The sequence below is a fragment of the Candidatus Pelagibacter sp. PS_34 genome, from assembly GCF_059417845.1.
On record NZ_CM182068.1, the window covers coordinates 94,077 to 120,000 of the forward strand.

Genomic DNA, 25,924 nt, shown 5'->3' on the forward strand with positions numbered 1-25,924 from the left:
GAATAAGAAATAAAAAATTAAGATTAATTAAATTAAAAAATTATTAAGCAGTATTAATTTTTTTATCAATATACTGAGGTGTCTCTTCATCTTTATCAGCTACAGGCTCTTCTTTTCTTCCTTTTGGCTGATAGGCATATAGTAAATGAAGTTTGCAATATGAAAAATCTTTTAAAGACGATCGTCCACAAAAATAAAATGATTGTTCTTCAGGGTGACCTATAGGCCATTTACAAGAGCTCTCATCTAGTTCCTCTAATTTCTTAGGATTTTCTGGTTCGAAGTCTTTTTCAATAATTAAGGATTGAAACTTACTTTTTCGTCCTCTTTTTTGCTTAGAAGAATTTTCTTCTGAACTATTATCAAAATTTTGGCTTGAAGATGCATTTCTAGTTTTAATTTTTGATGATAAATTTAATCTATGAGCTTTACCAATTACTGCATTTCTACTAATACCACCGATTATTTCAGCTATTTGGCTTGCAGTGCTTCCTTTGCCCCAAAGTTCTTTTAACTTTTCTACTTTTTCTTCGTTCCAGCTCATATTCTATATTTAGTATGTTAATTAATTTTTATAACTATATACAGATCACACAAGATTAAAAAAAAGACAATGGATTTTTCTGTTTTATACACATCTTTTTTTAAAATTTATATATGATTACTTATGGTTGAATTGGATAAAAAATATCATATCGGAGTTAAAAAGTTTGGCTTTGTAAATTGGATTGGCTTTAAAAGCCTATGGCTTAAAGAGTGTAACAGGTTCATGGCAGTTTGGCAGCAAACTTTGTTATCTCCACTTGTTTCAAGTTTATTATTTTTATCAGTTCTATCCCTAGCTTTAGGCAATAATAGAGGAGATGTGCTTGGCTATTCTTTTATAAATTTTTTAGCGCCCGGTTTAATTGCAATGAGCATTTTAACACAATCATTTAGTCACTCTGTTTCTTCACTAATGATAGGAAAAATTCAAGGAAATATTGTTGACATGCTCTATGCACCACTTTCAGCCTTTGAAGTGTCGATGGCAATAATACTGGCTGCCTTAACAAGAAGTTTTTTAATAGCTATAATTTCAATAGCGGTCTTTTCATTAATAGTTGATATCACAATTTATAATATTTTTTATATTTTTGTATTTGGTTTTTTAAGTGCATTTATTCTTGGAAGTCTTGGTTTTATAACTGGCCTTTGGGCTGAAAAATTTGATCATACAGCAACTGTAACAAATTTTATAATAACTCCATTAAGTTTTTTATCAGGTGTATTTTATTCTATAGATAAACTGCCAGAATTATTTCAAAATATTAGTCACATAAATCCATTCTTTTATATGATTGATGGGTTTAGATATGGCTTCTTAGGAAAATCAGATGGATCGATAACAGTAGGATTAATCTATCTAATTATATTAAGTGTTCTCATGTGGTATGTTGCTTTTCTTCTTTACAAAAAAGGTTATAAAATTAAATCTTAGTTAATGAGCGCTTTAGCAAAAAATTATAATAGAAGAAAAATTTCCTTTAAATATGGCAAAGGAAGTTTTTTATATTCTACTAATGGAAAAAAATATTTAGACTTTGTTCAGGGAATAGCAGTAAATTCCTTAGGGCATGCAAACCCATATTTAATAAAAGCAGTTAACAAACAATCTAAAAAACTTTGGCATGTTTCTAATGCGTTTATCATTCCAGAGGGAGAAAAATTAGCTAAAAGATTGGCAAAAAAAACTTTTGCAGACTTTATTATTTTCCAAAATAGTGGAGCAGAAGCCACAGAGGCTGCAATTAAAGTTGCTAGAAGATATTTTTATTCGATAGGACAACCTTCAAAAAATAGAATTCTTTGTGTTAAAAATTCATTTCATGGAAGAACATTAGCTACAATTTATGCTAGTGGATCAAAGAAGATGACAGAGGGCTTTGGACCGAAAGTTGATGGATTTGACCATTTTGAATTTGGAAATCATAAAGATTTTAAAAAAAAAATAACAAAAAAAACGGCTGCTATTATGGTTGAAACTGTGATGGGAGAAGGAGGAATTAAAGTTATACCCAATTGGTGTTTAAAAGAATTAAGAAAAATTTGTGATAAGAAAAAAATTTTATTAATTTTAGATGAAGTCCAGTGTGGAATTGGAAGAAGTGGAAATTTTTTTGCATTTGAAAATTCGAAAATTAAGCCTGATATTGTCCCAATAGCAAAAGGTATTGGAGGTGGGTTTCCGTTAGGTGCAGTTTTAATGAATAAAAAGGTAGCATCAGGAATGACAGCTGGAACTCATGGGTCAACATTTGGTGGCAACCCACTAGCTATGTCTGTTGGAAATGCTGTTTTAGATCAAATATTAAAAAAAGGATTTCTTTCAAATGTTAAAAAATTATCAAAATACTTTCATTCAGAATTAAATATATTGAGAAAAAAGTTTCCTAAAATAATTAAAGAAGTAAGAGGCGTTGGTTTATTAATGGGATTACAACTTCATAACGATCAAACAAAATTTATACAGAAACTAATGGATAATAAATTATTAACAATTAGAGCGGCTGAAAATGTTATTAGAATATTACCTCCTCTTAATGTTAAAAAAGAAGAAATAAAAACAGCAATAAATATTATTAAAAAAGTGTGTTCTACTTATAAATAAATATGAAACATTTCATCAACCTTAAAGATATACCTTCAGCAGATCTTAAAAAAATCATCATTGACGCAAAGAACAGAAAACAAAAAAGAAAAAATTATAACACTCTAGAGGTTGATAAAGATAAACCTTTAAAAGGCAAGTTACTCATTCAAATGTTTGAAAAAGCAAGTTTGAGAACGCGATTAAGTTTTTACCTTGCAATAAAACAACTAGGTGGAGGAACTATAACACTTAGAGCTAACGAATTACACCTAGGAAAAGGTGGGGAAAGTCTAGCAGATACTGCTAAAATCTTATCTACTTATGGGGATGGTTTTATGCTGAGAACTGATAGTGATAAAAAAATAGAAGAATTTAGCAGATACTTAAAGATACCAGTAATAAATGGTTTAAGTCCATCGTCTCATCCAACACAAGTGCTATCAGATATTTTCACAGTTGAAGAGATTAAAAAAAAATCTATTTCCAAATTAAATATTTGCTGGATTGGAGATTCTAATAATGTTCTAAATAGTTTGATTGCTGCTTCAGTTAAATTTTCATTTAACTTAAATATTGGCTGTCCCAAGAATTATGGGCCTAAAAAATTTGTATTAGATTGGGTAAAAAAAAATAAAAGAAAAATTCATATCTTTAATGATGCTAAAAAAGCAGTTAAAAATGCTGATGTAATTTTTTCAGATAAAGTAATTTCATTGAACGATAAAGTTGATAAAAATAAAAAAATTAAAGATTTTAGAAACTTTCAAATCAATTCAAAATTGATGAGTTTTGCTAAAAAAGATACAACTTTTTTACACTGTCTTCCAAGGGGAAAAGAGGTTACAGCAGATGTTTTTTTGGGAAAAAATTCTGAAGTATGGCTGCAGGCTCTAAATAGAGTGCATGTTCAAAAAAGTATTTTATTATATTGTTTTGGTAAATTAAGGTAGCTGTTTAGGGCTATCACTATTTTGATTTAGGTACTTAATAATCGAGGCTCTATCTGCTTCTTTTCTCAAGCCAGCGTAAGACATTTTTGTTCCTTTCAAATATGAGCTAGGTTTAGTTAAAAAACCATTAAGTTCTTCAAAAGTCCAGTCTTTACCATATGAGGCTAAAGTTTTAGAATATTTGTAGTCTTCTACAGCACCTACTTTACTGCCTACTACGTTATAAAGAGCAGGACCAATTTTATTTGGACCACCTTTTTCAATAGAGTGACATGCTGCACATTTTTTAAAAATTTTCTCACCTGAAGTTACATCGCCTAGAGCCATTATAGCGGCAATGTCTACTTTTTGCTCAACTTCAGCAACTTGGGATATTGTGGAAGCTGGTTGTCCTTCAACTTCAACTTGATACCCTGGATTTTCTGGTTTATTTACATGAAAGACACCATCAGCAACTTTTCCTAAACCAATTACAAGAAGCGCAACCATTAAAATAGCAGCAATAATTTTATTAAGCTCGAACGAATCCATATAAATTTTATTATTTTGCAGATATAACATGATAATTAAAAAAATACTTAATTTTTAATTTTTTAATTTTGCGTCTGTTAGACGCACAAATTGGTAAATTTATAATGGCTAAAACATTAATATTAATTCCATCAAGAATGTCAGCAAGTAGATTGCCAGGTAAACCACTTTTAACAATTAATAATTTATCAATAATTTCTCATGTTTTTAAAAAGGCAGAAGAAACAAATATTGGCGAGGTAGTAGTAGCAACCGAAGATCAAGAAATACTCGATGATGTTGAAAAAAATGGTGGTAGAGCTGTTTTGACGAGTAACACTCACAAAACTGGCACAGATAGAATTTTTGAGGCTTACGAAAAGCTTAATATTAAAGACATTGATTTTATATTAAACCTGCAAGGGGATGAACCAAATATCGATAAAAATGATATTATAAATTTAAATAACTTTATGATTAATAGTAATTCTGGAATTGGAACGCTAGCAGCAGAAATTAAAAATGATAAAATGTTAATTGATCAAAATATAGTTAAGGTTATTACAGAAACAAAATTAGAAAAGAATAATTTTCCAATAGCATTAAATTTTACTAGAGATGGTTTTTCAAGAAATGATCAAAATACTTATCATCATATTGGAATCTATTCATATAAAACAAGTACATTAAAAAAATTTGTTAGTCTGGACCAAACATTTAAAGAAAAAAAAAATAGATTAGAACAGTTAAGAGCATTGGATAATAATCTGAAAATCAATGTTGCTTTGGCAAACTTTTCTCCCATTGGTGTAGATACAAAAGAAGATTATCTAGCTATAAAAAAAATTATGGAATATAAATCCTAAAATGACCAAAATTTATTTTCAAGGAACATTCGGTGCTTATTCACATTTAGCAGCACTAGAAATAGATCCTAAAGCAGAAATAATTCCATGTAAGACATTTGATGAATGTTTTTTAAAAACATCACAAGATAAAAATTCGAGAATGGTAATTCCAGAATCAAATCGAATTACAGGAAATATTGGAATCGAATATCTTATTTTTAAGTATAGACTTAATATTTATGCGGAACATTTTCAGAAAATTGAACATAATTTATTAGGACAGCCAGATAGCAATTTAAATGATATCAAAGATGTTTATTCTCACGCTCAAGCTTTGTCACAGTGCTCTAAATTTATTAAAAAAAATAATTTAGTTGAACATATTCGTGCAGATACTGCTGGTTCGGCTGAGACAATTTCAAAGTCTAAAATTAAAACGGAAGCAGCAATTGCTTCTACTTTAAGTGCTGAAATTTATGATCTAAAAATACTTTCAAAAAATATTGAGAATGAAAAAGGGAATGCTACGAGGTTTTTGGTAATGGGTAATGAAGTTTTACAGCCTGATTTTGGTGATAAGAAATACATAACTTCTTTTCTATTTAAGTTAAAAAGCAAGCCTGCAGCTCTCTATCAATCATTAGGTGGTTTTGCGATCAATGGAGTTAACCTTACAAAACTTCAAAGCTATCCAGAGCAAAATTCCTTTGAGTCATATTTTTTCTTATGTGATTTAGAGGGACACATAGACAATCCAAAAGTACAAAAGTCTTTAGAAGAATTAGGACTTCATTGCCAAGATTTTCACGTACTAGGTGTTTTTGAGGCTGATAAGTTTAGAGAAAAATAACTTAGAAACTTTTCTTGTAGAATAGAAAACATTACTGTTATAATAGTTTTGGAGGCTAGAGGTGGATACTGCTTGAACCCGACCAGATCTTAACGGAAGCAGTCGTAGAGACAGTTATTCAGGTTCTAGTCTCCTTTATATAAAATGAATAAAAATACAAAAGTTTTAGCTTTAAAGTACAGACCTCAGACATTTAATGATCTTATAGGGCAAGATGTTGTTGCGGAAACAATTTCTAACTCTATTAAGGCTAATAAAGTGCCTAATGCCTATCTTTTTACTGGAATTAGAGGAATAGGAAAAACGACAACAGCAAGGATTGTTGCAAAATCTCTAAATTGTTCAAATGGAATAGATAATTTGTGTAAAGAGGAACTTTGTGAAAATTGTAATGCCATTTCTAACTCAAATCATATTGATGTATTGGAAATGGATGCAGCAAGTAAAACAGGGGTGGACGATGTAAGAGACCTTATTGAATTTTCTAGATATGGCCCAACTACTGCTAAATATAAAATATTTATAATTGATGAAGTTCACATGCTTAGCAAACAAGCATTCAATGCATTGTTAAAAACCTTAGAGGAGCCACCAGAATATTTAAAATTTATCTTTGCAACAACAGAAATAAAAAAAATTCCAATTACAGTAGTCTCACGTTGTCAAAGATTTGATTTATCTAGAATTAAATCTTTAGAGTTGTTTGATTTTATTAAGAAAATTAAAGAAAAAGAAAATGGTAACGCATCAGATGATGCTCTTAAATTAATTGTTAAAATTTCTGAGGGTTCAGTTAGGGATGCGCTATCGTTACTTGATAGAGCTCTACTTACTTTGGATAAAGATAAAGAATTAGATCTTGCAGCAGCACAAAAAATATTTGGTTATTTTGATAAGTCTCAATTAATTGATTTATTTGAATTGATATTTGAAGGTAAAGAAACTGAAGTTCTCAACACTTACAGAGAAATATATAACCAGGGTGTTGAACCAAAAATTTTTATTAATGATTTTTTAGAGCTCTTATATTATTTTAAAAATATTGATTCACTAAATTTGGATGGTAATAATTTTTTATTGAATGATGAAGAGTTTAATAAAATTAAAGATCTTTCAGAAAAAGTTAACAATGAGACCTTAATATTATTTTGGCAATTTACTATTAAAACACTTGAGGAGCTTGATATTGTTTCTAATCAACATTTATCAATGGAAATGTTCTTAATTAGATTAATTCATTTAAAAAGCATTAAACAGGAAAGTGAAAAATATAAAGAAGATAGCAAACTATTATCTGAAAGTGAAAACCAAACATCTTTTTCCCCAAAAAAAACAAACGAAGATATCTTTGGAATAAAAGATAAATCTGAAACAATAGGGCAAATGAAAAATATTGTTCAGGAAAAAGATATCAAAGAAAAAGAAAATAATAACATTGAAATAAATACCAGTCTTATAAATTCATTTGATGATCTATTAAAAGCATGCTCTTCTAAAAAAGAGATTAAATTAAAATATGAATTAGAAAAAAATGTTAACCTTGTAAGTTTTGAGAACAAAAGAATTGAAATCTCATTTAATGAAGATTTAGATAAAGATTTTATTAAAGATCTTTCAACAAAACTTTTTGAATGGACTAATGAGAGATGGATTATAAGTCTAAGCAAAACCAAAGGGCAGCCATCAAAAAAAGAAGAAGAAATTAATGAAAAAAAAGAACTGATAGAAAGTGTAAAGAACTCCTCAATTTATAAAGATATTATAAAAAATTTCCCTGACGCAGAACTTATTGATGTTAAACCTAGAAAAGAAGATTAAAGAATGACTGATTTTACAAAAATTTTAGATAAAGCAAAAGAATTAGAGGCTAAAATGAAAGAGAGCCAAGAAAAAATAAAGAACATTCAGGTAGAAGGAACGTCTGGTTCAAATTCTGTAAAGGTTACTTTAAATGGTGAAAATGAAATGATCAAAATTGACCTTTCGGACGAAATATTAAAGGAAAATAAAATTATAATCGAAGATTTGATAGTGGCTGCCCATAATAATGCAAAATCAGAATTAAAATCTAAGACATCTGAAGAAATTTCTAAGTCTACAAGTGGATTAGGTATTCCTGGTTTTAAATGGCCGCTTTAAGAATATGCAAAATATTAATGAGATAGAAGAGTTAATTAAATTAATTTCTAAACTTCCTGGCTTAGGTCCTAAATCAGCAAAAAGAATTGTATTAAAACTTATTAATAATAGGGATGAACTTGTAAAGCCAATGGCAAACACTTTGGCGCAAGTTTATAAAAATGTTATTAGGTGTCAATCTTGTGGTACTTTAAAATCTAATTCATTAGGCTGTAACAATTGTGAAAATTCAAAAGAAAAATATAATAAAATATGTGTAGTTGAAGACATTGCAGATCAATGGTCAATTGAAAATTCAAATATCTATAAAGGCTACTTTCATATTCTTGGTGGCACTATTTCTTCTGCCGGCCAGAGAAAAGAGGATCTTTTGATTAATTCATTAGTAGAAAGAGTTTCAAGAGAAAATATTGAAGAAGTTATACTAGCAACAAGTGCAACAGTAGAAGGTCAAACTACTGCTTATTACATAGAGGATAGTTTAAAAAAAACTTCTACTAAGGTTACAAAACTTGCTCAAGGACTTCCTGTTGGTGGTGAAATAGAAAGTCTCGATGATGGTACTTTATATTCAGCTTTTAAAAACAGAACTGGAATTAAAACTAATTCTGACTAGATTTCTTTAATAATCGATTTAGATGTAATAACGGTTCTGTGTAACCCGAAGGTTGCTCTTTACCTTTAAAGATTAAATCACAAGCTGTCTTAAAAGCAATTGATTGCTCAAAATTTTCAGACATCATTTCGTAGCTTCCTCTTCCAGAGCGAGTATAGGCACCATCATTTTTATTTTGATCATCAACAATTTTTGCCATTTTTTTCATTACTTCCATAACTTGTGATTTTGTACAAATATCGTGATGTATCCAATTAGCTATATGTTGAGAAGAAATTCTTAAAGTGGCTCTATCCTCCATCAAACCAACATTATTAATATCGGGTACCTTTGAACAGCCAACTCCATGATCTATCCATCTGACGACATACCCTAAAAGAGTTTGTGCAGAATTGGAAATTTCGGAATTAATTTCTTCCATTGACCAGTTTGGTCTATCTGCTACAGGAATTGTTAACAAGTCATCCAGTTTTGCAGATTCCCTTTTTTGAATTTCTTTTTGTTTCTCAAAAATATTTATCTCATGATAATGAAGAGCATGAAGAGCTGCTGCTGTAGGTGAGGGAACCCAAGCACAATTTGCACCAGCATTTAGATGGCCAGTTTTTTGTTCCATCATCTCTTTCATTTTGTCCGGCATAGCCCACATCCCTTTGCCAATTTGAGCCTTACCAGAAAGACCACATTGAAGACCTATGTCTACATTGTTATTTTCATATGCCCCAATCCATTTAGAAGATTTCATATCTCCTTTTTTAATCATAGGACCAGCTTCCATTGAAGTATGCATTTCATCACCAGTACGATCTAAAAAACCAGTATTAATAAAAAATACTCTATTTTGAAGTGTTCTAATGCACTCTTTTAAATTAGAAGAGGTTCTTCTCTCTTCATCCATAATTCCAATTTTACAGGTGTATTTTTCCAATCCTAAAACTTCTTCAACTTTAGTAAAAATTAAATCAGTAAATGAGGTTTCATCAGGACCATGCATTTTTGGTTTAACAATATAAATGGAACCAGTTCTAGAATTACCTTTTTTTTTAATATCATGAACGCAAGCTGCTGAAGTTATAAAGGCATCCATAATACCTTCTGGTATTTCAGAACCATCTTTTAAAGTGATTGCTGAGTTAGTCATAAGGTGCCCAACATTCCTTACCAATAATAAACTTCTTCCATGTAGCTTTAATCCTTTTCCATCTTTAGAAATATAACTTCTGTCAGGATTTAATTTACGCTCATAAGTCTTTCCATTTTTTTCAAAAGTTGATTTCAAATCACCCTTCATAAGTCCAAGCCAATTACGATAACAAATAACTTTGTCATCAGCATTCACTGCGGCAACACTATCTTCATTATCACAAATAGTTGAAACTGCAGCTTCAACAATAATATCACTAATTTTAGCAGGATCTTGTTGAGCGCTAAAAGCATTTGGGTCTATAATTATTTCTATATGAAGATTATTATTTTTTAAAATTATTGCTGATGGATCATTGGCCTCTCCTCTATGACCAATATATTTATCTTTATTTTTTAAAGATGATTTATTACTATCTTTTAATACTGTTAAAGAGCCATTATCAATTTTAAAGCCTGTAATATTATGCCATTCAAAATTTTCTAGAGGAAAGTATTTTTTTAAAAAGTCTCTTCCATATTTTATGACCATTTCACCTCTCAAAGGATCATATCTCTGAGAAGTACTATCTTCAGATTGCTCAATTATATCTGTGCCATACAAACTATCATATAAACTCATCCATCTAGCATTAGCAGCATTCAGTGCATACCTTTCATTCATGATTGGAACTACTAATTGAGGTCCAGCAATACTAGTTATTTCTTCATCAACATTATTTGTTTTGATCTTAAAATCAGGGCCCACTTCTTTTAAATAATCAATTTCTTTTAAAAATTTTTTATACTCCTCTAAATTGATTTCATTACCTTTATTAGCAATATGCCAATCGTCTATTTTTTTTTGTAAATCTTCTCTTATTTTTAATAGCTCTTTATTTTTTGGGGCTAGCTCATGAACTACTTGGTCGAAGCCTTCCCAGAATTTTTCAGAAGAAATATTTGTATCTTTAAGCAATTCTTCATTAACGAAGTTAAGCAATTTATTAGAAACTGATAGATTGTGTATTTTTGTATATTGTTCTTTCATAGCACCCATTTTACCCCATCTGTATTTTTGCCTGAGAGTTTTGCTCCATCGGCGAGATAAATCTCTTTCCAGAGTGTTATGTTTGTTATCGGTCCATTTGCCTGAGAGTTTCCGGGGTGGTTGCTCCTTCGGCGCTATTATCTAATAGTCTCTCCCGATATCAATTAAGAGTAACCTTTAATAGAATTATGTCAAATATAAATTATTTAAAACATTTTATTGCCTTTTTTCTCAATTAATTAATAATTAAACAATCATATGAAAAATTATTTAAATTTTGAAACAGATATTAAAAATTTAGAGATAGAAATAGACAAACTTAAAGACCCTTATAATCAAGATGGTCTTTCGGAAGTAGATACCAAAAAAATATCTGAGTCTCAAAAAGAGATAGATAATAAGCTACAAGAGATTTACTCTAACTTAGACCCCTGGCAAACTACTCTAGTTGCAAGACATGAAGACAGACCTAAAGCAAAATTTTTTATCGATAATTTATTTGAGGATTTTATCCCATTGTCAGGTGATAGATATTATGGAGAAGACAAATCCGTATTAGCAGGATTTGCAAAATTTGATGAAAAATCTGTCTTAGTTATTGGTCAAGAAAAAGGGGACAGCCTTGAAAGTAGAATTGAAAGAAATTTTGGAATGATGAGACCTGAAGGTTACAGAAAAACAATTAGATTAATGAAATTAGCAAATAAATTTAACATTCCGATAATTTCTTTTATAGACACACCCGGAGCTTACCCTGGTGTAGGAGCGGAAGAAAGAGGTCAAGCAGAGGCAATTGCAAAATCAATTGAGTGCTGCATGTCTTTAAACGTCCCAACTCTTGCAATTGTTATTGGAGAAGGTGGATCAGGAGGGGCAATAGCACTTGCTTCATCTAACAAGGTAATCATGTTAGAAAATGCAATTTACTCAGTAATATCTCCAGAGGGCTGTGCCACCATTTTATGGAGAGACCCTAAAAGAACTTTAGAAGCAGCAAAAGCTATGAAATTGTCTTCAAAAGACCTTTTAGAACTAAAAGTAATTGATGAAATTATTCCAGAGCCAATTGGTGGTGCCCACAGAGATAGAGACCTAATATTAGATAACGTAAGAAAATCGATTGAAAAAAATTTGAATGAATTTTTTAACATGAGTGGAGAAGAAATTTTTAATCATAGAAAAAATAAATTTTTAACTATTGGAAGATCTAAAGGTTTCGTAAATCAAATAGACGATCTAAGTACACTCAGCATGAAAGAAAGTAAGGTTAATTTATTTATTAAAAACTTCTTTAAATCAAAGTTAAATTTAGCAGTTTTATTTGGAGTAATAGTTTTATTGGGCTATTTTATATTTTCTTTATAAGGCCCCACAACAGTTTTTAAACTTTTTACCTGTAGCTTCACATTTCTCATTTCTTGAAATTTTTTCATTTTTTCTTTTTATTAGTAAACATTTTGGATCGTTAGATGTTTCTTTTTTTAATGGTCTTGAAATACTTTCACTAGGTTCTTGAACTATTTTTAAATTTATTAAAATTGTAACAAAATCCATTTTCAATTTATTCAATAAGTTTTCGAAAAGAAAAAAGGCTTCTTTTTTATACTCAACTAATGGATCTCTTTGACCATAAGATCTTAGGCCAATAACTTGTCTTAGTTGTTCAAGATATTGAATATGTGACTTCCAGTTTAAATCTATACACTGAAGAAAAATTCTTTTTTCAACTTCTTTTGCTTTTTCTTCATCCAACATTTTAATTCTTTCATTTCTTGCTTCTAAAAATTTAGAATTAATTTTATTTTTGAACTCTTCATCTTTTAATTCAGTAACATTTTTAAATTCATTATCATCAACACTTTTTCCTAGTAAAGTTTTTAACTGATTATTAAATTCATTATTTTTAGTTGTTGATAGTTTCTGTGTTTTTAAGCTGATTAGATGACTAATAATTTCAGATAAGAATTCATCTGAATAATCAAAAACTTTTTCACTATTCATCACGCCATTCCTTTGAGAGAATATTACATGTCTTTGATCATTTAACACGTCATCAAATTTTAATAAATTTTTTCTTATATCAAAATTTCTAGCCTCAACTTTTTGTTGCGCCCTTTCAAGTGCTTTATTAATCCAGGGGTGATCAATACTTTCTCCATCTTTTAAGCCTAATTTTTGAAGAATATTATTCATAGATTCTGAACCAAAAATTCTCATTAAGTCATCTTCTAAACTAACATAAAAAATTGAACTTCCTTCATCACCCTGTCTACCAGCTCTTCCTCTGGCTTGGTTATCAACTCTTCTAGATTCCATTCTTTCTGTACCAATAACAAATAGTCCACCGAGTGATTTTATTTTATTTTTATTTTCTAAAAGTTCATCATCAGGTTGACTTCCTTTTTTCCCACCTAACTGGATATCAACACCTCTACCCGAGATACTTGTTGTGATTATAACTGAATTCATTTTTCCAGCATTTGCAATGATTTCAGCTTCATTTTCATGATTTTTTGCATTTAAAACTACATGTTTAATTTTTTCATCATTTAGTAATTTTGAATAAATTTCTGATTTATTAATGCTAGAAGTGAAAACTAATATAGGCTGACCTTGCCTGTGACACTCCAGAACTTTTTCAATGATAGCTTTATTTTTTTCTTCTTCAGTTCTAAAAATTTGATCATTCCAATCTTTTCTAATCATTTCTTTATTTGTAGGGATGATAACCACAACTAAATTATATATTTCATAAAACTCCTGAGATTCAGTTGCTGCAGTTCCAGTACATCCTGAAATTTTATTATAGAGCTTGAAGTAATTTTGATAAGTTATTGATGCTAGAGTTTGATTTTCAGCTTGAACATCTATTCTTTCTTTGGCTTCAAGTGCTTGGTGTAAGCCATCTCCAAATCTTCTTCCCTCTAATATTCTACCAGTAAGTTCGTCAATAATTTTTAATGTTCCATCTTTAACAATATAATCCTTTCCTTTTTCAAATAGATGACGAGCTCTTAAAGATTGATTTACATGATGAACTAAACTTAAGTTTTCAGGGTCATAAAAGTTATCATTTTTTAGAATTCCAGCATCAGAGAATATTTTTTCTACATTATTTATTCCCTCATTGGTAAGCAATATATTTTTATCTTTTTCATCAATCTCATAATGTTCTGGTAATAATCTTTTTATAAGTTTGTCAATTGCAAGATATTGTTCTGTTTTGTCTTCAGCAGCTCCCGATATTACAAGTGGCGTTCTAGCCTCATCAATTAAACAAGAATCTATTTCATCCACAATAGTATAAACATGTCCTCTTTGAACCATTTGTTCTTTTGAAAATTTCATATTATCTCTAAGATAATCAAACCCTAATTCACTATTAGTTGCATATGTAATATCAAAATTATAATTTTTTTTTCTTTCAAGATCATCTTGGTCATTATTTATAAAACCAAAAGTTAATCCTAAAAATTTATATATCTCCCCCATTTCTTGCGAGTCTCTTTTTGCAAGATAGTCATTTACAGTAACTATATGCACCCCTTCTTCTGTCAGAGCATTTAAATAAGCAGCTAGACTTATTGTTAAAGTTTTACCTTCACCAGTTCTCATTTCTGCAATTTTGCCCTCGTGAAGCACAACACCTCCAAGTATTTGAACATCATGATGTCTCTCATTTCTTGTTCTCTTAGAAGCCTCTCTCACAAGTGCAAAAGCTTCAGGCAATAGGGTGTCTAAATTTTCACCATTTTTAAGTCTATCTTTCAATTCTGTAGTTTTTTTAGGAAAGTCTTCGTTACTAAGGTTTTTAACAGAAGCTTCTAAGGAGTTAACTTTTACAACTATTTTGTTAATTCTATCGAGCTCTTTTTGATTGCTAGATTTAATAAACTTTGTGATAAAATTTAAGGGATTAAGCATTTAATTTTCTGGTATATAATTAATTATAACTTTTAATATAAGTATTAAATAAATATTTTAAACACATGCCAATAAACGTTAAAAACTTTATAAACTCACTAAATTTAAAGTCAAAAAATAGTGACTTTCAAGATTTAGAACATCTAGATGGAGTTTCAATATCCACAGTTTGTGCAAATTTATACAGCAAACCTAGGGATGATTTGGTTATGTTTTATTTTAGAGACGGGGCAAACTATGCATCTGTTTATACACAATCAAAAATAGTTTCAGAGAACATTAAGTGGAATTTAAATATTAAAAGTAAAAAAATAAGCTCTCTAATTATTAATACTAGAAATGCTAATGCATTTACAGGATCAGATGGTTACAAAGGTTTAAAAGAAATAGCAGAAGAAGCAGCATTACAATTAACAAAAAAACAAACTGAAGACGAAGATTTTCCAAAGAAGATATCATCAAATCAAGTACTTTTTGGATGCACAGGGACAATTGGAGAAAAATATCCAACTGAAAAAATTAAAAAGAACATTCCAGAATTAATCAAAAAAATTAAATACACACAAAATAAATTTACCTGGATGAAAGCTGCATTAGGCATAATGACAACAGACCTACAGCCAAAAATTTCTATGGAGGAATGCAAAATAGGAAATAAAAATGTTAAGATTTATGGGATTGCTAAAGGATCAGGAATGATTTTTCCAAACATGGCGACCACATTAGGTTATGTTTTTACAGATGCAGATCTTTCAAACGATATTTTAAACAAACTATTAAAGAAAAATATTAATACAACTTTTAATGCAATTAGTTGCGATGGTGACACTAGTACTAATGATATGGTTTCTATTTTTTCAACAGGAAAAGTAAAAAACTCAATCATTAATAATATTAATGATAAAAAGATATTTAGTTTTGATAAAGCCCTACATTCAGTATTATTAAATTTGTCAAAAAGAGTGGTTAAGGATGGTGAAGGAGCTACTAAATTTATTACAATCAATATAGTTAAATCAAAAAGTGAGAAAGAAGCAAGAGTAATAGCTTTTTCTATTGCGAATTCAAATCTTGTTAAAACAGCCATCGCAGGAGAAGATCCAAATTGGGGTAGAATAATAATGGCCATAGGAAAATCTGGAGTGAAAATAGATTTAAAAAAATTAGCAATAAACTTTGGTGGTATTAAGATTATAGAAAAAGGACAAATTTTTAAATATTATAAAGAAAATGAAGCGGCTAACTATATGAAAAGTCAATCAATAGATATTTCAGTAAATTTAAATATGGGATCAAAAAGTTTTACTGCTTACACAATGGATTTAACAAAAAAATATATTGAGATTAATGCTGATTATAGAAGCTAATTTGATATTGAATTAACTTTATTAATTATTAACTATAAACCATGATCAAATACAAGCTCATATGTAAAGATTGTGAAACTACTTTTGATAGTTGGTTTTCATCGTCCAAGGAATATGAAAAACTTAAAAAGAAAAAATTCTTAAATTGTCATTTTTGTAATTCTTTAAATGTTGGAAAGGGCTTGATGTCTCCTAATGTGAGTACTTCAAAAAATATTTTAACAGACATTGATTCATCCAGTGAAAAATATAAAGAAATAAAAAAAACAATTTATAAATATCAAGAATTTATAAAAAAAAATTTTGAATATGTGGGAGAAAATTTTGCTTATGAGGCAAGGTCTCTACATTATAAAGACAAAAAAAAAGCCAAAGGTATTTATGGTACCGCAACAAAAAAAGATCTTAACGAATTAAAGGAAGAGGGTATAAAAGCAGAAATACTGCCTTGGATAAAAGATACTACGAACTAATTTTTTATAAATTTTGTAATATAATTAACAGAAGTATCATTTGTTACTTTCCAGCTATTATCTAATATATTAAAATTCATTCCATCTAATTTTTTAAGAGATAGATTGTTTTTTTTACTTATATCTATTAGCTCACTAGGTTTAACAAATTTTTCCCAATCATGTGTTCCAATTGGAAGCCATTTTAAAATATATTCAGCACCCACTATTGCAAATACATAAGATTTTAATGTTTTGTTAAGGGTTGCGATAAACATTATTCCATTTTTTTTCAATAATTTTGAACTTTCTTTAATAAAAAAGTCTATATCATTAACATGTTCAACTATTTCCATGTTCAAAATTACATCAAATTTTTTTTTATCTTTTAACATCTCTGGAGATGCAACTTTATAGTCAATCTTAAGTTTATTTTTTTTTGCATGAAATTTTGCAACTTCAATATTTTTCTTTGATGCATCAATGCCAACAACACTTGCTCCTAGTCTGCACATTGGTTCAGATAATAACCCTCCACCACAACCAATATCAAGTAATTTAATATTTTTTAACGGCTTATCAGATGATTTAATTTTAAAATCTTTGATAATATTTTCTTTTATATATCTAATTCTTATTGGATTAAAATTATGCAATGGTTTGAATTTACCATTAGGATCCCACCATTCTTCAGCAATTTTGGAAAATTTCTCAATTTCTTTTTTATTTATTGAATTCATAATAGATAACTTGTGGACATAACAATTAAGATGTATTTTATCAAATATAAATTACAAAATTATCAATGAAAACTGTTGTATTAAAGTTCGGTGGAACCTCCGTTGGAAGTATAGATAGAATAAAGAGCGTAGCAAAAATTATTTCCTCTTACAAAAAGAAGAAAATGGGTGTCATTGTGGTTTCATCTGCAATGAGTGGCACAACTAATGAATTAATAAAAAAAACAAAAGAATTAAGTAATAACTTTGATGCAGCAGAATATGATGTTTTGTTAGCAACAGGAGAACAAGCAACTTGTGCATTAATTGCTGGTAGATTAAAACACCTTGGTTTTAAAGCTAGATCATGGATGTCTTGGCAGCTACCAATTATTACAGAAGGACCTTACAGCTCTTCAAGAATTAGCAAAATCAATAAAGGAAAAATACTTAGTTTCATGAAATCAGGTGGAATACCTATCATAACTGGTTTTCAAGGCATTAACTTAGAAAATAGAATTACAACACTGGGCAGAGGTGGAACTGATGCATCAGCAATAATGCTTGCAAAATTTTTTAATACTGATGCGTGTGATATCTTCACTGATGTAGATGGTGTTTATACTACAGATCCAAGAAATCATCCTAAAGCCAAAAAAATTCATAAAATTTCCTATGATGAAATGTTAGAGATGGCATCATTAGGCGCAAAGGTTATGCAACCTACATCTGTGCAAGATGCAAAACTAAATAATATTAATTTTTCAGTTAAATCTTCATTTCAAAAAAAGAAAGGCACATTAATAACTGGTGCAAAAAAAACTTTCAGTAATCAAATAATAACTGGAATTACTTCTACAAAAAATGATTCTAAAGTTACGATTGTGGGCGTTAAGGACAGACCAGGAGTAGCAGCTGCTGTTTTTAAACCATTATCACTTAATCAAATTAATGTTGATATGGTAGTTCAAAATATTTCTTTAAATGGAAAAGAAACAGACTTAACTTTTACAATTAAATCTGAGGATGTAAAAAAAACAGAAAAAATAATTAATCAAAATAAAAAAATTTCATTTAGAAAACTTACATATGACAATAATGTTTCAAAAGTATCTATTATTGGTGTGGGTATGATTACAACCCCAGGAATTACCTATAGAATGTTTCAAGCTCTAGCTTCAAAAAAGATTAACATAATGGTTATTTCAACTTCTGAAATTAAAATTTCAGTTTTAATTTCAAATAAACAGATAAAAAAAGCAGTAGCAGTGCTTCACAAAGAATTTAAGTTAGATTAACTTATGAGCTTAAGACCATTTAGAGACATTCATAGAAAAAAAACTAAAGTTATAAATGTTGGTGATGTAAAAATAGGTGGTGATAATCCTATTTCTGTTCAATCAATGACCAACACTTTAACAACTGATATTCAGGCCACAATAAAACAAATTAATGATATTCATGAAGAGGGTGCTGATCTGGTTAGAGTTTCTTGCCCAGATGAAGAATCTTCGTTAGCTCTTAAGGAAATTACAAAACATGTATCGGTTCCAATAATTGCTGATATTCATTTTCATTATAAAAGAGCAATAGAAGCTGCCGAAAATGGAGCAAAATGTTTAAGAATTAATCCAGGCAACATAGGGGATAAATTAAAAATACACGATGTACTTAGTGCTGCTAAAAATAATGATTGCTCTATTCGAATAGGTGTTAACGCTGGCTCTCTTGAAAAAGATATTTTAGAAAAATATAAGGAACCATGCCCGGAAGCTTTAGTTGAAAGTGCACTGAGAAATATTAAAATTTTAGAAGATCAAGATTTTTTTAATTTTAAGATAAGTGTAAAATCTTCAGATATTTTTTTATCTATTGCAGCGTATCGTCAACTATCAAAAGTTACAGATTATCCATTACACCTAGGGATCACAGAAGCTGGAGGTTTTGTATCGGGTAGTGTTAAGTCATCAATAGGACTTGGCTCACTTTTAATGGATGGAATAGGGGATACTATAAGAATTTCTTTGTCTGATGATCCAGTTAAAGAAATTAAAATTGGTAATGAAATATTAAAGTCACTTAATTTAAGAAATAGAGGTGTAAAAATTATATCTTGTCCATCATGTGCAAGACAAGCATTCCAAGTAATTGACACGGTAAAAATATTAGAAGATAAATTAGCTCACATCAAAACCCCTTTAACATTATCGATTATTGGCTGTGTGGTTAATGGACCTGGTGAAGCAGCGATGACAGATATAGGAATTACTGGAGGTGGGAAAGGTAATAATATGCTTTATTTATCTGGCATTCAAAGTGAAAAAGTTTTATCAGAAGACATAATATCAAGAGTTGTAAGTGAAGTTGAAAAAAAAGCTGCCGAACTTGATAAAAAATTATAAATACAATGATACCTCTAAAAACTATTGAAGATTTAATATCTAAGCATTCTATTTTGGAGAAAGAATTATCATCAGGTGAAGTGGATAAAAAACTTTTTGCTGAAAAATCAAAAGAATACTCCGATTTAAACGAAGTAATTGATGATGCTAGAAAATATTTTTCTTATGAGGGAGAAAAAAAAGATCTAGAAAAAATATTAAGCGATTCTAGCAGTGATAATGAGTTTAAAGAAATGGCTGAAGTAGAATTAAAAGATTTAAAATTAGAAAACGAAACTATAGAAAAAAAATTAAAACTATTTTTATTACCAAAAGATGAGGCAGATAAAAAAAATGCAATTATAGAAATTAGAGCAGGTACAGGAGGATTGGAGGCAAGCTTATTTGCTGCAGATCTTTTTAAGATGTATGAAAAAGTTAGTCATCAAAAAAAATGGGAATTAGAATTAATAAGTATGTCTCAGAGTGAGGCAGGGGGACTGAAAGAAGTTATCGCATCAATTAGAGGAAAAAATATTTATTCAACATTGAAGTATGAAAGTGGAGTTCATCGAGTGCAAAGAGTTCCAGATACAGAAACTCAAGGAAGAGTTCACACTTCTGCTGCAACAGTGGCCGTACTACCGGAAGCAGAAGAGGTTGATATAAAAATAAATGATTCAGACTTAAGAATTGATGTATTTAGAGCTGGTGGCCCAGGTGGACAATCTGTTAATACAACTGATAGTGCTGTGAGAATTACTCATATTCCAACAGGTCTATCTGTATCTCAACAAGATCAAAAGTCGCAACACAAAAATAAAGCAAAAGGGATGTTAATTTTAAGATCAAGACTTTATGAATTAGAAAGATCAAGAATAGAAGGTGAAAGATCAGAGGATAGAAAAAGCAAAATAGGAACAGGAGACCGCTCTGAAAGAATTAGAACATATAATTTTCCACAAGGAAGAGTAACAGACCATCGTATTAATCTAACCCTACACAAACTTGAAGCTTTTTTAGAAGGTGAAGCCTTTGACGAAATGGTAGAAAGCTTAACGCTGCAAGCACAAGAAGAAAAATTGAGCAATCTTAATTAAAATGAATATAGAAAATATTTTAAATGAAGGAATAGATATCCTGCAAAAAAATAAGATAGCAAATCCTCAACTTGATAGTGAGATATTATTATCCAACTCGATTAAAAGAGATAAAAAGCATATTATTTTAAATCCTAAAGAAGTTTTGAACTCAGAGCAATTACGAAAATTTAAAAGTTTAATTGAAAGAAGAAAAAAAGGTGAACCAATTGCTTATTTAATAAATAAAAAAGAGTTTTGGAAAGATGAATTTTTTGTTAATAAAGATGTGCTAATTCCAAGACCTGATAGTGAACTAATAATAGAACAGGTTTTAAAGATTTATTCAAAAGATGATCATTTACAACTTCTTGATATAGGAACTGGATCTGGATGCATTCTTTTATCCATACTAAAAGAGAGATCTAATTTTTATGGAACTGGAATAGATATTTCTAAAAAAAGTATAAATGTAAGCAAATTTAACGCAAAACAACTAAACTTAACTAATCGAGTAAAGTTTTTTCACTCAAGTGTTGACAATTTTAATAATGGCAAATATGATATAGTTGTTTCAAACCCTCCATATATTGAACAGTTAAGTTTAAAATATTTGGAAAAAGATGTAGTTAATTTTGAGCCAAAGTTAGCTTTAAGTGGTGGGTTTGATGGTTTTTCAAAAATCAGAAAAGTAATCAATAAGGCAAGTATTCTGATTAAGAAAAATGGTAAATTTATTTTAGAGATAGGTTTTAATCAAAAAAATAAAGTTATAAAAATATTAAAAGAAGAAGGTTTTTACGTTAACAAAGCCATAAAAGATTATGGCAATAATGATCGCTGCGTAATCAGCACTAAAATTTAAATTGAAAAAATATTATGGTAACATTTAGAAGTAATAATAGTAATAACAATAGAAGACCTCCATTTAGAAGTAATAATAATAGAAGACCTCCATTTAGAAGTAATAATGAAGGGTCAAAATTTTCTAACAACGATAATTTTCAAAGAAAAGTTCCAGGTAGAAATAATCATAATGCCGTTAAACTTATTGAAAAATACAATGATTTAGCAAGAGAGGCCTTAGCTAATGAAGATAAAATTTTATCTGAAAATTATTTTCAACATGCGGATCATTTTACAAGAGTTCAAAACGAGCAAGAAAGCCTTAGAATGGCTAGAGTAAATTCACCTGCAACTGCAACTATTAAACCAGTAGATTCAGAAAAAAAAGTTGAAGAAATCATCAAAACTGAAGCTGAAACAGTCAAAAAAGAAGTGACTGAGCCTGAAGTTAAAAAAGTTGTAAAAAGTGTAGATAAAAAAGTGGTTGAAAAGAAAGTCGCTGCTAGTTAATTTTATCCAATAATTAATTCTGATTTTAAAACATCTAATTTAATTTTTTCTACCTCAAATATTTCTCTTTCTTTTCCTTTAAGTGTTTTGCCAGAAGGCAACTTTAATTTTTGAGAGTTAACCTTCTTTCCATTTACAACTACTTCATAATGTAGATGTGGACCTGTAGATTTTCCAGTCGACCCGACATAACCAATTATCTGACCCTGTTTTACTCTTATTCCCTCTTTTATTCCTCTAGCAAAATTTTTCATATGAGCATAAATAGTTTCATAAGTTGAATTATGTTTTATTTTAATACAATTTCCACCACCACCACACCATCTCGCTCTCGTTATCAGTCCACTTCCAGATGCCATAATAGGAGTACCCATTGGGGCTGCAAAGTCAGTTCCTCTATGCATTTTATTAAAACCATCAATAGGATGTTTTCTCATTCCAAAAGCAGAAGAAAGTCTTGCACCATTAATAGGAGTTTTCATCAATGCTTTTTCAACACTCTTACCATTTTCATCATAGTGTCCTTCACTCCCTTTTTTTTCAAAATAATATAATGCATTATTTTTCCCACTTAGTTTTAGATCTGCAAAAATTATATTACCTGTTTCAAATATTTTGCCATCATCATCTTCAAACACTTCATACATAATTTGAAAATTATCATTTTTTCTAATATCTCTTTGAAAATCAACTTGAAATCCATAAATTCTTGCAAACTCAATAATTACGTTTGGCTGAACCTTCAAATCAATAGCTGTTTTATATAAACTTTGTGTAATTTTTCCTTCTTTAAAAATAATTTTTTTATTTAAATTTGTAATAATTGTTTTTTTTTCAAAAAGGTTATTATCTAGATTTCTTGTTAATTGAATTTTTTCTGTTCTAGAAACTGGAAATAAAAAAGAAGTAATTTTTTTATTATTTGATTGATCAATAGTAATTTTTATTTCAAGATTTGGCTGAAGATTATTTATATTGTAATCCGAATTTAATTTTTTTTTGATCTGATTAATTTCTTCATTTGGTATTGAGTAATTATTTAAAATTTTATCAAAAGTTTCACCACTAGAAATTTTATGATCAATATTTTTATATCTTGGAACTAGATTGTCAAAAATTTGATTAATACTTTTTTGGAAATAAATATTATTTATTAAATTTTTGTAATTTTCATCTATTAATACTTTTTTTTCGTTATAGAAACTGGTGCTTGAAATCGTAATTAACACTAGTAAGAAAAGAAAAGTAATTTCAATGTTTTTTTTTATTGTTTTTATTATTTTATTTGAACTAAATATCATCATGAACTTTGAATTATTAATTTAGTAATGACTAAAAATCAAAAAAAACCTAGTATTTATTGATATATTTGAGCATTTATTTAAATGCTAAATGCTTGATTTACTTTTATTTTAGCTTATAAGCAGCACACTTTCTCAGTAAAATTATTGTTTACTCAATAGATTAGTGAGGATTATTGGGCGTTTTAGACCCAATTAGCTATTTAAAAAGTAAAAATTTAAGAAGAGAAGTGTGGACGGTTAAGGTTACCAAAATTTGTCGTACACACTTCAAAATCGTATGGATTGTATTCTTACAATTTATATATGAAGCTAGTGTGCGCCGTTTTTTAACTTGAGAGTTTGATCATGGCTCAGAACGTACGCTGGCGGCACGCCTAACACATGCAAGTCGAACGAAGTAGCAATACTTAGTGGCAGACGGGTGAGTAACATGTGGGTATCTACCCTTTGGCCTGGAATAACACGAGGAAACTTGTGCTAATACCGGATAAGTCTTTACGGAGAAAGCTTTATGCACCATTGGATGAGCCCGCACTTGATTAGTTTGTTGGTAGGGTAATGGCCTACCAAGACTATGATCAATAGCTGATTTGAGAGGATGATCAGCCACATTGGGACTGAGACACGGCCCAAACTCCTACGGGAGGCAGCAGTGGGGAATCTTGCACAATGGAGGAAACTCTGATGCAGCGATGCCGCGTGAGTGAAGAAGGCCTTTGGGTTGTAAAGCTCTTTCGTCGGGGAAGAAAATGACTGTACCCGAATAAGAAGGTCCGGCTAACTTCGTGCCAGCAGCCGCGGTAATACGAAGGGACCTAGCGTAGTTCGGAATTACTGGGCTTAAAGAGTTCGTAGGTGGTTGAAAAAGTTGGTGGTGAAATCCCAGAGCTTAACTCTGGAACTGCCATCAAAACTTTTCAGCTAGAGTATGATAGAGGAAAGCAGAATTTCTAGTGTAGAGGTGAAATTCGTAGATATTAGAAAGAATACCAATTGCGAAGGCAGCTTTCTGGATCATTACTGACACTGAGGAACGAAAGCATGGGTAGCGAAGAGGATTAGATACCCTCGTAGTCCATGCCGTAAACGATGTGTGTTAGACGTTGGAAATTTATTTTCAGTGTCGCAGGGAAACCGATAAACACACCGCCTGGGGAGTACGACCGCAAGGTTAAAACTCAAATGAATTGACGGGGACCCGCACAAGTAGTGGAGCATGTGGTTTAATTCGAAGATACGCGCAGAACCTTACCAACACTTGACATGTTCGTCGCGACTCTAAGAGATTAGAGTTTTCGGTTCGGCCGGACGAAACACAGGTGCTGCATGGCTGTCGTCAGCTCGTGTCGTGAGATGTTGGGTTAAGTCCCGCAACGAGCGCAACCCTCACTTTTAGTTGCCATCATTAAGTTGGGCACTCTGAAAGAACTGCCAGTGATAAGCTGGAGGAAGGTGGGGATGACGTCAAGTCCTCATGGCCCTTACGTGTTGGGCTACACACGTGCTACAATGGCATCTACAACAGGAAGCAAAACGGCAACGTTAAGCAAATCCCGAAAAGATGCCTCAGTTCGGATTGCACTCTGCAACTCGAGTGCATGAAGCTGGAATTACTAGTAATCGTGGATCAGCGTGCCACGGTGAATGCGTTCCCGGGTCTTGTACACACCGCCCGTCACACCATGGGAGTTGGTTCTACCTTAAGGCAAGGTTTTAAACCCTTGACCACGGTATAGTCAGCGACTGGGGTGAAGTCGTAACAAGGTAGCCGTAGGGGAACCTGCGGCTGGATTACCTCCTTTCTAAGGATGAGTGAAAGTAAAATTTCACTCTAAATAATATACATCGGTAATGTTGACCGTCCTCATTTCTCTTCTTAAAGTAATGTTTCCTTCTTGTAGGGCCGGTAGCTCAGTTGGTTAGAGCACACCCTTGATAAGGGTGGGGTCGAAAGTTCGAGTCTTTCTCGGCCCACCAAAAACCTAAATGGGGGATTAGCTCATCTGGGAGAGCGCCTGATTTGCATTCAGGAGGTAGCAGGTTCGATCCCTGTATCCTCCACCAGGAAACATTTAGTTATTAAAACTGTAAATAAAAATAATTTATATCAATATCTATATCCGAACATTAAAAGTTATTATTTAATGTTCAAAATAAAAATTTGATCACAACATAGATAAATTTTCTGTTAAAAGAATTTTTTTCTGTGCATAAATCAAGCGTTTAAGGGCGTGTAGTGGATGCCTTGGCACTGAAAGCCGATGAAGGACGTGATATACTGCGATAAGTTTCGGGGAGCTGTATGTAAGCTTTGATCCGAAAATTTCCGAATGGGGAAACCCACCACTTTATGTGGTACTTTAAACTGAATACATAGGTTTAAAGAGACAACCTGGAGAACTGAAACATCTAAGTAACCAGAGGAAAAGAAATCAATTGAGATTCCGTTAGTAGTGGCGAGCGAACGCGGAGTAGGCCAGTAGTTTTGTTAGAAAAATTTGAATAGTTTGGAAATGCTAACCATAGAGGGTGATAGTCCCGTATGAGTAATGTCTAACAAAATTCTTGAGTAAAGCGGGACACGAGAAATCCTGCTCGAATATAGGGGGACCACCCTCTAAGCC

At 30.6% G+C, this 25,924-nt stretch carries 22 protein-coding genes, 2 tRNA genes, 2 rRNA genes and 1 riboswitch (1 of these 27 running past the window's edge); of the genes, 20 read left to right on the forward strand and 6 right to left on the reverse strand.

Annotation, left to right across the window (positions count from 1 at the left end; translation table 11 throughout):
• Window positions 1-43: 43 nt before the first annotated feature.
• Entirely contained in the window at window positions 44-544 is a 501-nt protein-coding gene (locus tag AC5SL3_RS00500) for a GcrA family cell cycle regulator (RefSeq protein WP_006997403.1), read from the reverse strand.
• Between the two features lie 123 nt (window positions 545-667).
• Between AC5SL3_RS00500 and AC5SL3_RS00505 the strand changes: the two genes are divergently transcribed.
• From AC5SL3_RS00505 to argF, 3 genes are read left to right on the forward strand one after another with little or no spacing between them, the layout of a single operon-like run.
• Complete coding sequence (locus AC5SL3_RS00505; protein WP_494578194.1) at window positions 668-1,480, forward strand: ABC transporter permease; 813 nt, start codon at window positions 668-670, stop codon at window positions 1,478-1,480.
• Window positions 1,481-1,483: 3 nt separating this feature from the next.
• On the forward strand, window positions 1,484-2,650 hold the full coding sequence (locus tag AC5SL3_RS00510) for an aspartate aminotransferase family protein (RefSeq protein WP_494578196.1): 1,167 nt from the start codon (window positions 1,484-1,486) through the stop codon (window positions 2,648-2,650).
• 2 nt (window positions 2,651-2,652) lie between these two features.
• Window positions 2,653-3,582: an ornithine carbamoyltransferase gene (gene argF / locus AC5SL3_RS00515; RefSeq protein WP_494578197.1), complete on the forward strand. Its 930-nt coding sequence runs from the start codon at window positions 2,653-2,655 to the stop codon at window positions 3,580-3,582.
• On the opposite strand, the gene AC5SL3_RS00520 is transcribed toward argF, so the two are convergent.
• Window positions 3,574-4,113 (reverse strand): c-type cytochrome, encoded by a 540-nt coding sequence (locus tag AC5SL3_RS00520; RefSeq protein ID WP_026362699.1) that lies wholly within the window; start codon window positions 4,111-4,113, stop codon window positions 3,574-3,576. The genes argF and AC5SL3_RS00520 overlap by 9 nt on opposite strands.
• A gap of 104 nt (window positions 4,114-4,217) precedes the next feature.
• Between AC5SL3_RS00520 and kdsB the strand changes: the two genes are divergently transcribed.
• The 5 genes from kdsB to recR all read left to right on the forward strand — a co-directional run bounded on the left by kdsB (window position 4,218) and on the right by recR (window position 8,545).
• Window positions 4,218-4,958, forward strand: coding sequence for a 3-deoxy-manno-octulosonate cytidylyltransferase (kdsB, locus tag AC5SL3_RS00525; RefSeq protein WP_494578198.1), 741 nt, complete (start codon window positions 4,218-4,220; stop codon window positions 4,956-4,958).
• A 1-nt stretch (window position 4,959) separates the two neighbouring features.
• Window positions 4,960-5,790 carry a prephenate dehydratase domain-containing protein gene (locus tag AC5SL3_RS00530; protein ID WP_018413803.1) on the forward strand — a complete coding sequence of 277 codons (831 nt, stop codon included), beginning with the start codon at window positions 4,960-4,962 and terminating at the stop codon, window positions 5,788-5,790.
• Between the two features lie 144 nt (window positions 5,791-5,934).
• The gene (dnaX, locus tag AC5SL3_RS00535; protein WP_494578199.1) at window positions 5,935-7,608 is read left to right on the forward strand and encodes a DNA polymerase III subunit gamma/tau; all 1,674 of its coding nucleotides are present in this window, start codon (window positions 5,935-5,937) and stop codon (window positions 7,606-7,608) included.
• Window positions 7,609-7,611: 3 nt separating this feature from the next.
• Window positions 7,612-7,929, forward strand: a complete 318-nt coding sequence (locus AC5SL3_RS00540) for a YbaB/EbfC family nucleoid-associated protein (protein ID WP_006997395.1) — start codon at window positions 7,612-7,614, stop codon at window positions 7,927-7,929.
• A 4-nt stretch (window positions 7,930-7,933) separates the two neighbouring features.
• On the forward strand, window positions 7,934-8,545 hold the full coding sequence (gene recR, locus AC5SL3_RS00545) for a recombination mediator RecR (protein WP_006997394.1): 612 nt from the start codon (window positions 7,934-7,936) through the stop codon (window positions 8,543-8,545).
• Here recR and AC5SL3_RS00550 read toward each other — a convergent pair.
• On the reverse strand, window positions 8,532-10,727 hold the full coding sequence (locus tag AC5SL3_RS00550) for a malate synthase G (protein ID WP_494578201.1): 2,196 nt from the start codon (window positions 10,725-10,727) through the stop codon (window positions 8,532-8,534). The two genes, recR and AC5SL3_RS00550, sit on opposite strands and share 14 nt — an antisense overlap.
• 70 nt (window positions 10,728-10,797) lie before the next feature.
• Window positions 10,798-10,885: riboswitch (glycine riboswitch) on the reverse strand.
• A gap of 91 nt (window positions 10,886-10,976) precedes the next feature.
• Between AC5SL3_RS00550 and AC5SL3_RS00555 the strand changes: the two genes are divergently transcribed.
• Window positions 10,977-12,083, forward strand: coding sequence for an acetyl-CoA carboxylase carboxyltransferase subunit alpha (locus AC5SL3_RS00555; protein ID WP_011281763.1), 1,107 nt, complete (start codon window positions 10,977-10,979; stop codon window positions 12,081-12,083).
• On the opposite strand, the gene secA is transcribed toward AC5SL3_RS00555, so the two are convergent.
• Complete coding sequence (gene secA / locus AC5SL3_RS00560; RefSeq protein WP_494578203.1) at window positions 12,078-14,642, reverse strand: preprotein translocase subunit SecA; 2,565 nt, start codon at window positions 14,640-14,642, stop codon at window positions 12,078-12,080. The two genes, AC5SL3_RS00555 and secA, sit on opposite strands and share 6 nt — an antisense overlap.
• A 65-nt stretch (window positions 14,643-14,707) precedes the next feature.
• Here secA and argJ point away from each other — a divergent pair, with 65 nt between their 5' ends.
• Together argJ and AC5SL3_RS00570 are read left to right on the forward strand one after the other, a co-directional pair.
• Window positions 14,708-16,009 carry a bifunctional glutamate N-acetyltransferase/amino-acid acetyltransferase ArgJ gene (argJ, locus tag AC5SL3_RS00565; RefSeq protein ID WP_494578205.1) on the forward strand — a complete coding sequence of 434 codons (1,302 nt, stop codon included), beginning with the start codon at window positions 14,708-14,710 and terminating at the stop codon, window positions 16,007-16,009.
• Window positions 16,010-16,050: 41 nt separating this feature from the next.
• Window positions 16,051-16,482, forward strand: a complete 432-nt coding sequence (locus AC5SL3_RS00570; RefSeq protein ID WP_011281766.1) for a DUF1178 family protein — start codon at window positions 16,051-16,053, stop codon at window positions 16,480-16,482.
• On the opposite strand, the gene ubiG is transcribed toward AC5SL3_RS00570, so the two are convergent.
• On the reverse strand, window positions 16,479-17,201 hold the full coding sequence (gene ubiG / locus AC5SL3_RS00575) for a bifunctional 2-polyprenyl-6-hydroxyphenol methylase/3-demethylubiquinol 3-O-methyltransferase UbiG (protein ID WP_494578207.1): 723 nt from the start codon (window positions 17,199-17,201) through the stop codon (window positions 16,479-16,481). The two genes, AC5SL3_RS00570 and ubiG, sit on opposite strands and share 4 nt — an antisense overlap.
• Before the next feature lie 65 nt (window positions 17,202-17,266).
• On the opposite strand from ubiG, the gene AC5SL3_RS00580 reads away from it, so the two are divergent.
• The 5 genes from AC5SL3_RS00580 to AC5SL3_RS00600 are packed head-to-tail and all read left to right on the forward strand — an operon-like array spanning window position 17,267 to window position 21,996.
• Window positions 17,267-18,478: an aspartate kinase gene (locus tag AC5SL3_RS00580; protein WP_494578208.1), complete on the forward strand. Its 1,212-nt coding sequence runs from the start codon at window positions 17,267-17,269 to the stop codon at window positions 18,476-18,478.
• Between the two features lie 3 nt (window positions 18,479-18,481).
• Complete coding sequence (gene ispG, locus AC5SL3_RS00585; protein WP_494578209.1) at window positions 18,482-19,582, forward strand: flavodoxin-dependent (E)-4-hydroxy-3-methylbut-2-enyl-diphosphate synthase; 1,101 nt, start codon at window positions 18,482-18,484, stop codon at window positions 19,580-19,582.
• A gap of 5 nt (window positions 19,583-19,587) precedes the next feature.
• Window positions 19,588-20,661 (forward strand): peptide chain release factor 1, encoded by a 1,074-nt coding sequence (gene prfA, locus AC5SL3_RS00590; RefSeq protein WP_271741242.1) that lies wholly within the window; start codon window positions 19,588-19,590, stop codon window positions 20,659-20,661.
• Window position 20,662: 1 nt separating this feature from the next.
• Window positions 20,663-21,505 carry a peptide chain release factor N(5)-glutamine methyltransferase gene (prmC, locus tag AC5SL3_RS00595; protein WP_494578211.1) on the forward strand — a complete coding sequence of 281 codons (843 nt, stop codon included), beginning with the start codon at window positions 20,663-20,665 and terminating at the stop codon, window positions 21,503-21,505.
• Between the two features lie 14 nt (window positions 21,506-21,519).
• Window positions 21,520-21,996 (forward strand): DUF4167 domain-containing protein, encoded by a 477-nt coding sequence (locus tag AC5SL3_RS00600; protein WP_494578213.1) that lies wholly within the window; start codon window positions 21,520-21,522, stop codon window positions 21,994-21,996.
• Between the two features lie 2 nt (window positions 21,997-21,998).
• Here the strand turns inward: AC5SL3_RS00600 and AC5SL3_RS00605 are convergent, their stop codons facing one another.
• Window positions 21,999-23,297 carry a M23 family metallopeptidase gene (locus AC5SL3_RS00605; protein ID WP_494578215.1) on the reverse strand — a complete coding sequence of 433 codons (1,299 nt, stop codon included), beginning with the start codon at window positions 23,295-23,297 and terminating at the stop codon, window positions 21,999-22,001.
• Window positions 23,298-23,627: 330 nt separating this feature from the next.
• Here AC5SL3_RS00605 and AC5SL3_RS00610 point away from each other — a divergent pair.
• From AC5SL3_RS00610 to AC5SL3_RS00625, 4 genes are all read left to right on the forward strand, one after another.
• A 16S ribosomal RNA gene (locus tag AC5SL3_RS00610) occupies window positions 23,628-25,102 on the forward strand.
• A gap of 98 nt (window positions 25,103-25,200) precedes the next feature.
• Window positions 25,201-25,277, forward strand: a tRNA-Ile gene (locus tag AC5SL3_RS00615).
• Window positions 25,278-25,288: 11 nt separating this feature from the next.
• A tRNA-Ala gene (locus AC5SL3_RS00620) sits at window positions 25,289-25,364 on the forward strand.
• A 149-nt stretch (window positions 25,365-25,513) separates the two neighbouring features.
• A 23S ribosomal RNA gene (locus tag AC5SL3_RS00625) occupies window positions 25,514-25,924 on the forward strand (it continues 2,343 nt past the right edge of the window).
• The 16S and 23S rRNA genes sit together here with 2 tRNA genes alongside, the layout of an rRNA operon.

Bases quoted from the DNA above. Each gene is read 5' to 3' on its own strand.
- ubiG (WP_494578207.1), bottom strand. From the start codon at position 17,201: ATGAATTCAATAAATAAAAAAGAAATTGAGAAATTTTCCAAAATTGCT.
- secA (WP_494578203.1), bottom strand. From the start codon at position 14,642: ATGCTTAATCCCTTAAATTTTATCACAAAGTTTATTAAATCTAGCAAT.
- AC5SL3_RS00605 (WP_494578215.1), bottom strand. From the start codon at position 23,297: ATGATATTTAGTTCAAATAAAATAATAAAAACAATAAAAAAAAACATT.
- AC5SL3_RS00500 (WP_006997403.1), bottom strand. From the start codon at position 544: ATGAGCTGGAACGAAGAAAAAGTAGAAAAGTTAAAAGAACTTTGGGGC.
- AC5SL3_RS00555 (WP_011281763.1), top strand. From the start codon at position 10,977: ATGAAAAATTATTTAAATTTTGAAACAGATATTAAAAATTTAGAGATA.
- ispG (WP_494578209.1), top strand. From the start codon at position 18,482: ATGAGCTTAAGACCATTTAGAGACATTCATAGAAAAAAAACTAAAGTT.
- AC5SL3_RS00540 (WP_006997395.1), top strand. From the start codon at position 7,612: ATGACTGATTTTACAAAAATTTTAGATAAAGCAAAAGAATTAGAGGCT.
- AC5SL3_RS00580 (WP_494578208.1), top strand. From the start codon at position 17,267: ATGAAAACTGTTGTATTAAAGTTCGGTGGAACCTCCGTTGGAAGTATA.
- AC5SL3_RS00600 (WP_494578213.1), top strand. From the start codon at position 21,520: ATGGTAACATTTAGAAGTAATAATAGTAATAACAATAGAAGACCTCCA.
- AC5SL3_RS00570 (WP_011281766.1), top strand. From the start codon at position 16,051: ATGATCAAATACAAGCTCATATGTAAAGATTGTGAAACTACTTTTGAT.
- AC5SL3_RS00550 (WP_494578201.1), bottom strand. From the start codon at position 10,727: ATGGGTGCTATGAAAGAACAATATACAAAAATACACAATCTATCAGTT.
- AC5SL3_RS00520 (WP_026362699.1), bottom strand. From the start codon at position 4,113: ATGGATTCGTTCGAGCTTAATAAAATTATTGCTGCTATTTTAATGGTT.
- argF (WP_494578197.1), top strand. From the start codon at position 2,653: ATGAAACATTTCATCAACCTTAAAGATATACCTTCAGCAGATCTTAAA.
- argJ (WP_494578205.1), top strand. From the start codon at position 14,708: ATGCCAATAAACGTTAAAAACTTTATAAACTCACTAAATTTAAAGTCA.
- AC5SL3_RS00505 (WP_494578194.1), top strand. From the start codon at position 668: ATGGTTGAATTGGATAAAAAATATCATATCGGAGTTAAAAAGTTTGGC.
- prmC (WP_494578211.1), top strand. From the start codon at position 20,663: ATGAATATAGAAAATATTTTAAATGAAGGAATAGATATCCTGCAAAAA.
- prfA (WP_271741242.1), top strand. From the start codon at position 19,588: ATGATACCTCTAAAAACTATTGAAGATTTAATATCTAAGCATTCTATT.
- AC5SL3_RS00510 (WP_494578196.1), top strand. From the start codon at position 1,484: ATGAGCGCTTTAGCAAAAAATTATAATAGAAGAAAAATTTCCTTTAAA.
- kdsB (WP_494578198.1), top strand. From the start codon at position 4,218: ATGGCTAAAACATTAATATTAATTCCATCAAGAATGTCAGCAAGTAGA.
- recR (WP_006997394.1), top strand. From the start codon at position 7,934: ATGCAAAATATTAATGAGATAGAAGAGTTAATTAAATTAATTTCTAAA.
- AC5SL3_RS00530 (WP_018413803.1), top strand. From the start codon at position 4,960: ATGACCAAAATTTATTTTCAAGGAACATTCGGTGCTTATTCACATTTA.
- dnaX (WP_494578199.1), top strand. From the start codon at position 5,935: ATGAATAAAAATACAAAAGTTTTAGCTTTAAAGTACAGACCTCAGACA.